Source organism: Maledivibacter sp. (genome assembly GCA_025210375.1).
Classification (GTDB): Bacteria; Bacillota; Clostridia; order Peptostreptococcales; family Caminicellaceae; genus JAOASB01.
Genome location: JAOASB010000052.1, coordinates 267,078 through 280,073 on the forward strand (window position 1 = coordinate 267,078; position 12,996 = coordinate 280,073).

Annotated in this window: 11 protein-coding genes and 1 riboswitch; of the genes, 8 read left to right on the top strand and 3 right to left on the bottom strand. The window is 34.7% G+C overall.

Translation table 11 applies throughout. The annotated features are described in order from the left end of the window. The first annotated feature begins 10 nt into the window (after positions 1 to 10). Positions 11 to 1,279 carry an NAD(P)/FAD-dependent oxidoreductase gene (locus N4A68_18865; protein ID MCT4566362.1) on the top strand — a complete coding sequence of 423 codons (1,269 nt, stop codon included), beginning with the start codon at positions 11 to 13 and terminating at the stop codon, positions 1,277 to 1,279. Continuing rightward, positions 1,280 to 1,633, top strand: coding sequence for a DUF1667 domain-containing protein (locus N4A68_18870; protein ID MCT4566363.1), 354 nt, complete (start codon positions 1,280 to 1,282; stop codon positions 1,631 to 1,633). Between the two features lie 161 nt (positions 1,634 to 1,794). Here the strand turns inward: N4A68_18870 and N4A68_18875 are convergent, their stop codons facing one another. Beyond that, complete coding sequence (locus N4A68_18875) at positions 1,795 to 1,965, bottom strand: 4Fe-4S binding protein (GenBank protein ID MCT4566364.1); 171 nt, start codon at positions 1,963 to 1,965, stop codon at positions 1,795 to 1,797. 349 nt (positions 1,966 to 2,314) lie between these two features. Here N4A68_18875 and N4A68_18880 point away from each other — a divergent pair, with 349 nt between their 5' ends. From N4A68_18880 to cobT, 5 genes are all read left to right on the top strand, one after another. After that, on the top strand, positions 2,315 to 3,139 hold the full coding sequence (locus N4A68_18880) for an Asp23/Gls24 family envelope stress response protein (protein ID MCT4566365.1): 825 nt from the start codon (positions 2,315 to 2,317) through the stop codon (positions 3,137 to 3,139). A gap of 531 nt (positions 3,140 to 3,670) precedes the next feature. Further along, positions 3,671 to 5,023, top strand: a complete 1,353-nt coding sequence (gene gdhA, locus N4A68_18885; protein MCT4566366.1) for an NADP-specific glutamate dehydrogenase — start codon at positions 3,671 to 3,673, stop codon at positions 5,021 to 5,023. Positions 5,024 to 5,396: 373 nt separating this feature from the next. Further along, complete coding sequence (locus N4A68_18890; GenBank protein ID MCT4566367.1) at positions 5,397 to 6,755, top strand: aspartate aminotransferase family protein; 1,359 nt, start codon at positions 5,397 to 5,399, stop codon at positions 6,753 to 6,755. 104 nt (positions 6,756 to 6,859) lie between these two features. After that, positions 6,860 to 7,675, top strand: a complete 816-nt coding sequence (locus N4A68_18895) for a 3-keto-5-aminohexanoate cleavage protein (protein ID MCT4566368.1) — start codon at positions 6,860 to 6,862, stop codon at positions 7,673 to 7,675. Between the two features lie 57 nt (positions 7,676 to 7,732). After that, positions 7,733 to 7,955: riboswitch (cobalamin riboswitch) on the top strand. Between the two features lie 83 nt (positions 7,956 to 8,038). Beyond that, positions 8,039 to 9,088: a nicotinate-nucleotide--dimethylbenzimidazole phosphoribosyltransferase gene (gene cobT, locus N4A68_18900; protein ID MCT4566369.1), complete on the top strand. Its 1,050-nt coding sequence runs from the start codon at positions 8,039 to 8,041 to the stop codon at positions 9,086 to 9,088. 12 nt (positions 9,089 to 9,100) lie between these two features. On the opposite strand, the gene N4A68_18905 is transcribed toward cobT, so the two are convergent. Then, on the bottom strand, positions 9,101 to 10,423 hold the full coding sequence (locus tag N4A68_18905) for a hypothetical protein (protein MCT4566370.1): 1,323 nt from the start codon (positions 10,421 to 10,423) through the stop codon (positions 9,101 to 9,103). Between the two features lie 257 nt (positions 10,424 to 10,680). Here N4A68_18905 and N4A68_18910 point away from each other — a divergent pair, with 257 nt between their 5' ends. Next, positions 10,681 to 11,565 (top strand): 8-oxoguanine DNA glycosylase, encoded by an 885-nt coding sequence (locus N4A68_18910; protein ID MCT4566371.1) that lies wholly within the window; start codon positions 10,681 to 10,683, stop codon positions 11,563 to 11,565. Between the two features lie 48 nt (positions 11,566 to 11,613). On the opposite strand, the gene N4A68_18915 is transcribed toward N4A68_18910, so the two are convergent. Then, positions 11,614 to 12,750, bottom strand: coding sequence for a glycerate kinase (locus tag N4A68_18915; GenBank protein ID MCT4566372.1), 1,137 nt, complete (start codon positions 12,748 to 12,750; stop codon positions 11,614 to 11,616). Between the last annotated feature and the right edge of the window lie 246 nt (positions 12,751 to 12,996).

Genomic DNA, 12,996 nt, shown 5'->3' on the forward strand with positions numbered 1-12,996 from the left:
AGATGTAAACATGAAGCAATCATATGATATAGTGGTAATTGGTGGAGGTCCTGCAGGTCTAGCTGCGGCAATTGAGGCAAAGAAAAATGGTGCGGATAATATATTAGTAATAGAGAGGGATAGGGAATTAGGAGGTATATTACAACAATGTATCCATAATGGATTCGGACTACACATTTTTAAAGAAGAACTAACGGGCCCCGAGTATGCAGAAAAATTCATTAAACAATTAAAAGATTCAGGAATAGAATATAAATTAGATACCATGGTACTTGATATAAGGGAAGATAAAGTAGTCAGTGCAGTTAACTCAAAAGATGGATTCATAATGATACAAGCAGGTGCAATAATATTGGCAATGGGATGTAGGGAAAGAACCAGGGGAGCAATAAACATTCCTGGCACAAGGCCCGCAGGAGTATTTACAGCTGGAACTGCCCAGAGGTTTGTAAATATGGAAGGATATATGGTAGGTAGAAAAGTAGTAATATTAGGTTCTGGGGATATTGGATTAATAATGGCTAGGAGAATGACCCTTGAAGGGGCTCAAGTATTAGCAGTAGCCGAGCTTATGCCTTTCTCGGGGGGACTCACTAGAAACATAGTACAGTGCCTTGAAGATTTTGATATTCCTTTGCTACTTAGCCACACGATCACTCAAATCGAAGGTAAGGATAGAGTAGAAGGGGTTGTTATTGCAAAGGTTGATGAAAATAGAAAACCAATTCCAGGAACTGAAAAACACTTTGAATGCGATACATTATTATTGTCCGTGGGATTGATTCCGGAAAACGAAATTTCAAAAAATGCAGGTGTAAAGCTTGATCCAGTTACTGGAGGACCTATTGTTAATGAAGCAATGGAGACGAGTATTGAAGGTGTATTTGCTTGTGGTAATGTTGTTCATGTCCATGATCTAGTAGATTTTGTTACAGAAGAAAGTAGAAGAGCTGGGAAAAATGCTGCAAAATATATTAATAATCAAATTAAGGGTAGAGACTTCATGGTCAAAACGAAACCACAAACTGGGATTGCGTATATTGTACCTCAAAGGGTTAGACCAAAAAATATTGATAATACATTAGATTTATTTATGAGAGTAGATAATGTATATACTGATATGAACATGGTAATTAGTATTGATGACAAAGAAATAAAAAGAATAAAAAAGAAACATTTGGCTCCTGGAGAAATGGAGACAGTAAAAATAAAAAAAGAAGATTTGCTTGCCTCAGATTATTCTGTTCTATCAGTTTCTTTGGAGAAGGAGGCTAATTAAATGCAAACAAAGGAAATGGTTTGTATAGTATGTCCTATAGGATGCCATATTAAGGTGTCGAAGGATGGAGACGATTATAATGTAGTTGGAAATAATTGTCCTAGAGGAAGGGAATATGGCATTAAAGAATTAACTAATCCCACAAGAGTTTTAACTACAACTGTAAAGGTAAAAGGCGGAATATTAAATAGATTGCCTGTTAAAACAAGGGAAGCTATATCAAAGGATAAGATATTTGAATGCATGGAAATAATAAATTTTACTGAAACAGAAGCACCGGTTTCAATTGGAGATGTTATTATTGAAGATATGTTAGGTACAGGGGTAGATGTTGTTGCATCAAGGAGTATGTAAAAATTTATAAAGTGCAGATATTACAGTTTAAATTACTATGGGGTTGCCTTTGGAGGCGGTCCTATTTTTTCTTAGTGCCATGGGATGTCCTTGTTATACCCATAAAAATAAAAAAGATTAAGCCTATAGGCTTAATCTTTTAAGGTTTTTTTATGTATGTATTACTCTGGTTGAGGAGCGTCTACTGGACATACGTTAGCACAAGCACCACAATCGATACAACCAGATGCATCAATTACATATTGATCATCTCCTGCACTGATAACGCCAACTGGACATTCTCCCTCACAAGCACCACAATTAATACAACTATCTTTAATTACATAAGCCATTGTAAAATCCTCCTTTAATAAATCTTAAAAACATTTCTTAAAGGAATTATACAGCATATAGGGTATAATAAACAACAGTATATATTAAAAAAACTAAAAAAAAGCTTAAATTATAATGATTATCATTGTATATTTATTGTAGAATAAACTCATTCCAAACAGGCTAAATATAGAGGGTTTGGAGATTGGGTATATGAAAAAAATAGACAAGAGAGGGTATAAAATAATCAAAAGGACAAGTGGGATGGTTAGTCCATTTTTTGGATGGGTCCTAATTTACATTAACAAATAAGCTGATTTATGAGATAATTAAAATGTATATTTTGTTTAATACAGTAGGAGGCAATCAATGAGAGTAGTTGCGCTAGTTGGAAAAAGTGGAACAGGAAAAAGCTATAAGGCATCAGCCCTTGCCCATGAAAAAAAAATCAATTACATAATAGATGATGGACTTTTCATCAAGGGAAATAAGATAATAGCTGGTAAATCGGCTAAAAGAGAAAGGACCAGAATATCGGCTGTTAAGACAGCCCTATTTATGGAAAAGAAACATAGACAAGCTATTATAGAGACCATATCCCAGTACAGGCCGGCTAGTATCTTGATACTTGGGACTTCAAAAAAGATGATAAAGCAAATAGCAGAAAATTTAGGAATTGTATCTGTCAATGAGATAGTATATATTGATGAAATCGCTACTGAAGAAGAGATAAAGATAGCTCAGCACTATAGGCTAAAGCAAGGGAAACATGTAATACCAGTACCAACCTTTGAGATTAAAAAGGATTTTTCAGGATATTTTATTGATAAGCTTAAAATATTTAGGAAAAAAAGAGATAATACCCTGCAAATAGCTGAAAAATCCGTTGTTAGACCTACATTTAGCTATATGGGTAAATTTACAATTTATGATAGGGCTATAGTTCAGATTATAAAGTACGTAACAAGTGACGTTGAAAGTATTTATAGAGTTAATAAAGTAAAGATAAATAACTATGCCCATGGAATAGCTATTGATATTGAATTATCACTAACCTATGGATTTATAATTCCCCAGGTTGTTTCTGAACTTCAAAAAAAGGTTAAAAGGGAAGTAGGACATATGACTTCATTAAATATAATTGCTATAAATGTTATGATAAAAAGTTTAGAGATAAGTAATAGAAAATCATAGGTTGAGGAAATTGCATAATCACCTTCTACAAAGGCTATGTAGTATATTATACTTTAAGGATATCTAAAGCCATGGTATAGGGATTTTAGTATAGACTTTAACTTATACTATGAAAACCCTATATAGATATTCCAGTTAAACAATTTCCTCAGCTATATAAATCTCGATGAATATTTTAAAAAAAATTAAAAAATAATCATGATTATAAAGCTGATAATTTATTTACAAAGTTTACCCCGTATGTTATAATGCCATTGTAAAAAGCAATAGGCATTTTTTATTTGTGAACAAGGAAAAGGTTTTCCAATCAAATTCCGGACTTTTCTGAATATTTTTTAAAGTTATAATTTTAACAAAATAATCATATTTTGAAGGGTGAAGTATATGGAAAAGTCATAAAAATAAGGAATTTGACAATAATAAAAGGACAAATTATGTTATTCATTTTGATAAAGTCTTTATAAAAGATTTTATTCAATTATAGTTATATTGAAAAAAAAGAGGAGGTTTCTTGCAATGACACAACAAACTATGAATGCTAGGAATTATATTAATGAAGTACTAGAAAAAGTTAAGAAAAGAAATGCTGGTGAACCAGAATTTTTACAGGCGGTTGAAGAAGTATTGATTTCTTTGGCTCCAGTTTTAGAGAATCATCCTGAGTATATAGAAGCTAATTTACTTGAAAGAATGGTTGAACCCGAAAGACAAATACTTTTTAGAGTGCCTTGGGTTGATGATAATGGCAAAGTTCAAGTTAATCGTGGTATGAGGATTCAATTCAATGGAGCTATTGGACCATACAAGGGCGGTTTAAGATTCCACCCATCAGTTTATGTTGGTATCATTAAGTTCCTAGGGTTTGAGCAAATATTTAAAAACTCATTAACTGGACTTCCAATAGGTGGAGGTAAGGGTGGTTCTGACTTTGATGCTAGGGGAAAATCTGATGCTGAGATCATGAGATTCTGCCAAAGCTTCATGACAGAACTATATAGACATATTGGACCAGATGTTGATGTTCCAGCTGGAGATATTGGTGTTGGTGGAAGAGAAATAGGCTATCTTTATGGACAATATAGAAGAATTAGAGGAGCATTTGAAAATGGTGTTCTTACAGGAAAAGGATTATCCTATGGTGGTAGCTTGATTAGACCAGAAGCTACTGGATTTGGAGTAACTTATTTCTGTCAAGAGATGTTAAAGCATGAAGGCGAAACCTTCCAAGATAAGACAGTAGCATTATCAGGCTTTGGTAACGTGGCTTGGGGAGCATGCCAAAAGGTTACTGAATTAGGAGGAAAAGTAGTTACACTTTCAGGCCCCGATGGATATATATATGATCCCGATGGAATAACTGGAGAAAAAATAGATTATTTAGTAGAGATGCTAAAGGAAAATAAAGGGGCTAGAGTTAAGGACTATGCCGATAAGTATGGAGTAGAGTTTTTCCCTGGAGAAAAGCCATGGGGAAGAAAAGTTGATATAATAATGCCATGTGCTACTCAAAATGATATTCATTTAGAGCATGCTAAACAAATAGTTGCCAATGGAATTAAATATGTGGTAGAAGGTGCTAATATGCCTACTACAAACGAAGCATTAGAGTATTTACAAGAAAATGGAGTTTTGGTTGGGCCAGCTAAGGCAGCAAATGCTGGTGGAGTTGCCACTTCAGCCCTAGAAATGTCTCAAAATAGCATGAGATTAGCTTGGACTCCAGAAGAAGTTGACTCTAAATTACATCAAATAATGATTAATATCCATGAAAATGCTATGAAAGCTGCGGATGAATATGGATTTGGATATAACCTAGTTGCAGGTGCTAATATAGCTGGTTTCTTAAAGGTTGCTGAAGCTATGCATGCACAAGGAAATTACTAAAAAACTTTTATTTTAAAAAGAATCTTGAAAACATGAAACTATTGAGTTATAATTTATTTAGATAATAACGAATTTTCAGATTAATAATTCGATAATTACTACTGCTTTATTTACCGTAGTGTTGCCTTACAGCATTGCTTAGTGAATAAAACCCAGTACAGTATGGATTTTCCTTAGAGAAATCCATAATTGTACTGGGTTTTTTATTTTATATAGATTTGCCAAAGTTAAACTTAATTTATACATCTCAAAATATCCGACGTTTCTGAAGAATTTTGATATATATAAATTAAGGTCTTGACTTGAATCTCTATAGCTTTAGGGTATTGTAAAAATTATTGGAAAATCCAAGTGGAGAGAATGGGGGATCAATATGAGTTTAAACAAAGCTCCTAAAAATCATGTTTTTTACAGAAACCAAAACTGGAAGTATCCAAGGATAGAAAAGGGAGAGGGGATATATTTAATCGATGAGAATGGAAACAGGTATATCGATGGATGTTCTGGTTCAGCTGTTGCTAATATTGGTCATGGTAACAAAGAAATTGCAGAGTTTACAAAGGAGCATATGAAAAGAATAGCCTTTACACATCTTTCAAGATGGACAGTGGATTCAATAGAAAAATGTGCTGAGAAAGTTGCCCAGTGGGCTCCCGGTGATTTGAACCATGTTTATTTTGTATCCGGTGGATCGGAATCAACTGAGACAGCTATTAAAATGGCCAGACAATATTTTGTAGAAAGGGACGGAAATAGTACTACAAAGTGGAAGGTTATTTCTAAATGGAATTCATTCCATGGAAATACAATTGGGTCACTTTCAATGACGGGTATAACGGGTAGAAGAAAAATATATGATCCCATGCTTATAAACTTCCCTAAGGTACCCCAATTTTACCACTATAGAAATCCATGGGACTGTAAAACCTTAGAAGAAACTAGTATAAAAGCGGCCGAGGCCTTGGAAGCAGAAATCTTAAGGCAAGGTGCAGATAATATAGCAGCGTTTATAACAGAGCCTGTAGTAGGATCGGCAGCACCTGGAGTACATCCAGATAAAATCTACTTCAAAATAGTTAGGGAAATCTGTGATAAATATGATGTTTTATTGATAGTAGATGAAGTCATGGCTGGATTTGGTAGAACAGGTAGGAAGTTTGCTGTAGAGCATTTTGGTATAGTGCCTGATATCGTGACCTGTGCCAAGGGTATGAGCTGTGGGTATACTCCAATAGGAGCAGCTATTGTCACCGATGGGATATTTAATACTATAATGGTGGAAGGATCAGGACACTTCATCCATGGACACACATATGCTGGTAATCCCCTATCATGTGGTATAGCAAATAAGGTAATAGATATAATGGAAAGGGAAGGATATGTAGAAAATGCGGCGGAGCAAGGAACATATTTAATGGAAAAACTTCAAAACCTATATGAATATCCAATAGTAGGAGATATTAGAGGAAAAGGCTTGATGATAGGGATTGAATTTGTAAAGGACAAGGGAACTAAGGAGCCCTTTGAAGCAAGTATTCAAGTGAAAAATAAGATAATGAATAACTGCCTAGCAGGGGGCTTAGTTGTATATCCAGGTGGTGGTTCTGTTGATGGCATAAAAGGAGACCATATCCTCATAGCTCCACCGGTTAATATAACAAAGAAAGAAGTGAATTTACTATTTGATGCACTGAAAGCTGGAATAAGTAAAACCTGTGAAGAAGTATTATAAACCTAGAAGAATGATTTAAAACTCTAAACTTGACCCCTTGAACTTGTCACCTAAAACTACAAAAGGAACTTAAGTCGTTTTTAATATAGAAAGGAGTTAAAATTATGGAAAAACTGATAATTACCATAGCACCCACTGGCAATGTTCCCACTAAAGAATTAAACCCATATTCCCCCTTAACAATAGATGAAATAGTTATGGATATAAAGAAATGCCATGAATTAGGTGCTTCCATAGCCCATATTCATGTTAGAGATGAAAATCAAAGGCCTACCAGTGATAGGAGTTTATTCAAAAAAGTTGTTGATAGGTTGGATGAAGAGGATATATCAATAATAAAACAGCTTTCAACGGGGGCTCGTGGAGGTGCCAATACAGTAGAATGGCGTGGACAGATGCTAGATTTGAATGTTCATATGGCAAGCTTAGCAACGGGATCATCTAATTTTGCTAGTAGTGTCAATGCCAATTCTCCAGAGCTTATTAAAGCTTTAGCTACAAAAATGTATGATAATAATATTAAGCCTGAAATAGAAGCCTTTGACATGGCTATGATTCATAATGCAGTTAGACTCCTTAAAAAGGGTATATTAAAGGCTCCTTTACATTTCAATCTCGTCATGAATGTACCGGGATCAATACCAGGAACACCAAGGAATCTAATGTTTATGGTAGAAAGTCTACCGCCGGGTTCTACATGGACTGTATGTGGAATTGGATACTCCCAAGTTCCTATTATTACAATGGCTATGTTATTAGGTGGACACGTGAGAACTGGCATAGAAGATGTTCTAAAAATGCAGGATGGAAGCCATGCCACTAATGAGCTGCTTGTGAAAAGAGTCGTTAGAATAGCTAAAGAGATGGGAAGGGAAATAGCCACGGTGGATGAAGCTAAGAAGATACTTGGGTTAGTTTAATTAGATATTATAACCATTGCAAATAACCTAGCTTATTTGTATAATAAAATATATAATAGAATATTTTAAAATCTAGGTGCCTTAAATTTATGTACTTTAAATAGTACATGGGTTGAGGAGAATAGGGAATGAAGTGAAAAGCTTCAGCGGACCCACCACTGTGATGGTGAACCTTTAAACGATATGCCACTGTTGTATTCTTGTAAAAAGTATTATACGGGAAGGTGTTTAAAGGTGTTGACCCAGAGCCAGGAGACCTGCCTAATATTTTAAGACTAATGGATGACGGTAAAATCCATAGCTTGTTTGATATGCAAATGAGCTATGGATTTTTTTATTTATTTGGAATAGGAGGATTAGACAATGAGACTGTTAAATCAAACTTTAGAAAGTATCAAGGAGCTTGATAGGAATGCCATGAATAAAGTTAGAGCTAGAGTTGATAATTTAATTAAACCTAAGGGAAGCCTTGGAAGATTGGAATGTATAGTAGAAAGATTAGCTGGAATAACTGGGGATATTTTTCCAAGGGTCGATAATCGTGGGGTTATAGTTATGGCTGGAGATCATGGGGTCTATGATGAAGGCGTGGCACCAGACCCACAAATACTTACGGCAATACAAGCATGTAATTTTCCAAGGGGAATAACCGGGGTCTGTGCATTGGCAAAACAAGCTAAGGCCGATGTGATTGCAGTGGATATAGGAATAGCAGTTGATTTAGACGAACCAAGGGTTATAAATAGAAAAATCAAGTATGGGACAGATAATATGGCAAAGGGGCCTGCTATGTCGAGGGAAGAGGCAGTAAAAGCTTTAGAAGTAGGTATTGAAATAGCTACTGAGGAAATAAATAAGGGTAAAAATCTTCTTACAACAGGGGAAATGGGTATTGGTAATACTACCCCAAGTGCTGCTATCGTTTCGGTCTTGGGAGCATATGATCCTATTGAAATAGCCGGAAGGGGTGCTGGATTATCTGAGGATAGGGTAATTCACAAGGCTAAAGTTATTAAAAGAGCCATTGAGGTCAATAAACCCGATAGGACAGATGGTATAGATGTATTGTCAAAGGTAGGTGGTCTTGAAATTGGAGGGATGGCAGGGGTCATGATGGGAGCAGCAGCTAATGGAGTACCCGTGGTGGTGGACGGTTTTATATCAACTGCAGCAGCCCTTATAGCATGTACCATAGAGCCGAGGGTAAAGAATTATCTATTTGCTTCCCACTCATCAATGGAAAAGGGCGCAGCTAAGGCCTCAGAGCTTTTAGGATTAAAACCTATGTTAAATATGGAAATGAGGCTTGGAGAAGGTACGGGTGGAGTTTTGACATTTAATATAATAGAGGCGGCTACCTTCATGAATAACGAGATGGCTACCTTTGAAGAATTAGGTATAATGAGGGATTAATGGATTAGGTTATTACTTTGCTTTTTCTTCTAAAGTATAGTATATCTCCCTAACGCCTTTCCACCAGTTTTTATCCGCTGCATACTTCTTGTTTATCCACTTAAATGGATCTTCATTCTCTGGTCTGTTTTTTAATTTATTTATAACAGTTCTAGAGGCTATTTTTGAAGAATCGGTTAAATTGGTATTGTACTTTTCCCAGCTTTCAAATACATTATAGGGGTTGTTAATAATTTTTTCCGCCGCATCGTTGTCCTTAGGAACAAAGGATTGCTCATGACCAGCTATTGAAAATAATAAAATAGGATTTAAGTTGAATTCTTTAGCACATTCAATTATAGTTGAAAAATATGGCTCCTTTGATAAAAGAGAGTCCTTTTCAATCAAATAATTTTTTAAGCCTTCCTTATTAATTCGTTTATATTTTAAATAATCTGGTAAATGACTTGTCATCATCTGGAGTTCTTCGCTAATAATAATATCCTCATCATTTTTTCCAAAATCTAATTCTGAATCATTGTAATCAGCACTGACAACGATATTAAAAAAACCTCCCCTTTTTTCTATATAGATTTTAATAACCCGTGTAATGGGTATGATTAAAAGACACAAAGCAAGGGAATATATAAGAATATATTTCTTTATATTATCCTTTGGCATGTTAGCTTTTATATTTTCAATAATCTTATCTTTAAATTCTGTAATATATTTTATGATAGAGTCTTGCTGTGTATTTATTTGGGCTTCTATATCTGCATCATCCCCGTCGGCTTCATCGGGTGATGGATTAACAGTACCTAGGGTAGCTTCTTCATCAATAAAATCTTCAGTGGGGGGGATACTATCAGGGATTTCATTTTCAGTAGGTTTATATACGGTTTCATCATCATCTTCTTCTAATATTTTACTTAAAGAAATATCGTCTTTAATATCTTTTTCAGCTTCGATGTTTATTTCTTCAATTGTATGTTTTATAATATTTAAGGGTATTTCTGTATCTATTTGCTTATTGACCCATTTATTAACTTGATAAATAAACTCTAAGGATACATCCTGGGATGCCGCACATGCTTTGAGGACATCATATTGGTATATAGAATCTTTACTATTTAAGAAGGTATTTCTAATGAGATTAGTTTTAATATTAATTTTATAATCCTTAGTAAAGCCCTTTAAACTTTTATCTAAGCTATTGTGAATAGACCTAGCTAAAATATGGGCCTTGGCATAGTTATCAAGATATGGGTTTTCCTCATTGATAGTCTTTCTTAGGAGGAGAATATCTTCCCTGGATAATATCATACTATCTTTAAGTTTATCCACAAAAAAATCCATAAAATGTCCCCCTTTTGTTAATAGAGCGAATTGCATAATTACTTTCTATAAAAACCATCTACTATATGTAGTTTAAAAATCTTCAAAGCTATACCATCAAATATGCTTATATCTTAAGCAATTAAATCAAGGATGATATTCGCATATGCAATTGTGCCAAGTAAGAGTTATGCAAATTCCTCAATAAATAATTCTACAAATAGATTTAAAATCCTTTAAAAATATATTCTAAATAATATATAGGAGTGTTCGATTATATGAAAATTTATGAAATGGAAAATAAAGTAGTTTTAGAAAATGTAGAGAGTTTTGAATTACCCCATATATTTGAATGTGGGCAATGCTTTAGATGGAATAAAGAAGAGGATGGGAGCTACACAGGAGTAGCCCTTGGAAGGGTAATAAATCTAAAAAAGGAAGGCAAAAACGTATACATAGATAATACCAATTATGATGAATTTATGGATATATGGAATGATTATTTTGATCTAACAAGAGATTATAAAGCTATAAAAAAGGAATTAGCTGATTTAGATGAAACTATGGCTACTTCAGTAAAGTTTGGCCATGGTATTAGGATACTAAAGCAGGATGAATGGGAGACCTTGATATCCTTTATAGTATCAGCTAATAATAGGATACCCATGATAAAAAAGGCAATAGATGCATTGAGCAAAAATTATGGACAATATATTGGAGAATACCGTGGGGAAAAATATTACAGTTTTCCAAGACCCGAGGCTTTGTATAACCTTGAGATATCAGATATTCAATTTAGTGGAATAGGTTTTAGAGGCAAATATATATTAAGTGCCGCTAAACTCGTGGTGGATCATGGAATAGATATCTATAATCTCAGGAATTTATCCACTGTAGAAGCTAGGGAAAAGCTTATGTTGTTTCCAGGAATAGGGCCAAAGGTTTCCGACTGTATCATGTTTTTTTCAATGGATAAAGCCGATGCATTTCCTATAGACATATGGGTAAAAAGAGTTATGGAATATTTTTATGTTGAAGAGGGGACCAGCCTTAAAAAAATTCAAAGCTTTGCTAGGGACAAGTTTGGAGATATAGCAGGTTTTGCCCAACAGTATTTATTTTACTATGCCAGGGAATTAAAAATAGGAAGGGGAAAGAAATAATTTAGGCTAAGGGGTTGTCCTTTAAAACAGCCCCTTTTAAACTATAATTTATAAACCGATGGCCTTTATTATCCTAAAAACCCTTTCCGTTGTATCGGAAATTAATGAATAAGCATTTTCCATGGAATACTCTAAGGAAGTTGGAGCTTTAGAGATAGAAAACAGGGAAGTTATACCTTGATTATAGAGCTTATCAATATCATTCCCTAATGCTCCTGCTAATGCTATAACGGGAATATCATATTTTTTAGCGAGTTTAGAGACTCCAATGGGGGTTTTACCAAATGCCGTTTGACTATCAAGCTTCCCTTCACCGGTTATGATTAAATCTGCATTTTTCATATGTTCTTCTAGCTTAGTTTCATTTATAACAATATCGATGCCCCTTATAAGTCTGGCATTCAAAAACGATATTAATCCAAAACCCAGTCCTCCAGCAGCACCTGCACCAGGCACATTACTACAATTTTTATTTAGATATTTATTGACTACATGGGAAAACTTCATTAAGCCTTCTTCCAATGTTTCCACCATTTCTCCCCTTGCACCTTTTTGGGGGCCATAGATCCTTGCAGCACCATTTTCACCGGTAAGGGGGTTAGTGACATCACATGCTACTAAAAACTCACACTCCTTAAGTCGGGAGTCCATTGAAGAAAGATTTATACTGTCAAGGTTGTTTAAGTTTCCCCCACCGAAGCCTATTTCTTCATTATTAGAGTCTAACAGCTTTATTCCTAAAGCTTGAAGCATACCAGCTCCGCCGTCCACTGTAGCACTGCCACCTATTCCTATGATGAACTTTTGAATCCCAAGGTCTAGTCCATGCTTTATCAATTGCCCCGTACCATAGGTAGTAGTTATTAAAGGATTTCTTTTATGAATGGGTACTAGTGGCAAACCAGAGGCACTGGCCATCTCAATAACTGCGGTTCTATCTTCTAGTAATCCCATGGGAGCTTCTATTTCATTAGCTAATGGGTCTAATACTCTTTTATAAATAATTTTTCCATCCCTGCAATCGACTAAGGACTGTAGAGTTCCCTCTCCACCGTCAGCCATTGGAAGCTTTACTATATGTATATTTTCATAAACCTGCATAATGCCTTCCTCAACGGCATCACAAACCTCCTTAGCAGTTAAACTCCCCTTGAAGGAATCCGGAGCAATAACAACTTTATACATAAGATCACCTTTTTCTAGTATTTTAGAAAGCTGCATACTTAAAATTCTTTGAATGTATTATGCAATTTCCTCATCTGTTACTATAATTATAATACAAAAACAAAAAGAATAGCTTGAAAACTTAGAACCTGGAGATTAGAACTGATAAATCGACAACATTCGAGTTATTATTGTTGACATATTTGGGTAGGAGTGTTAAAATTAGCTTGGTACTAAAGAAACCTAAAAAGTTTTCATGGTAAATAA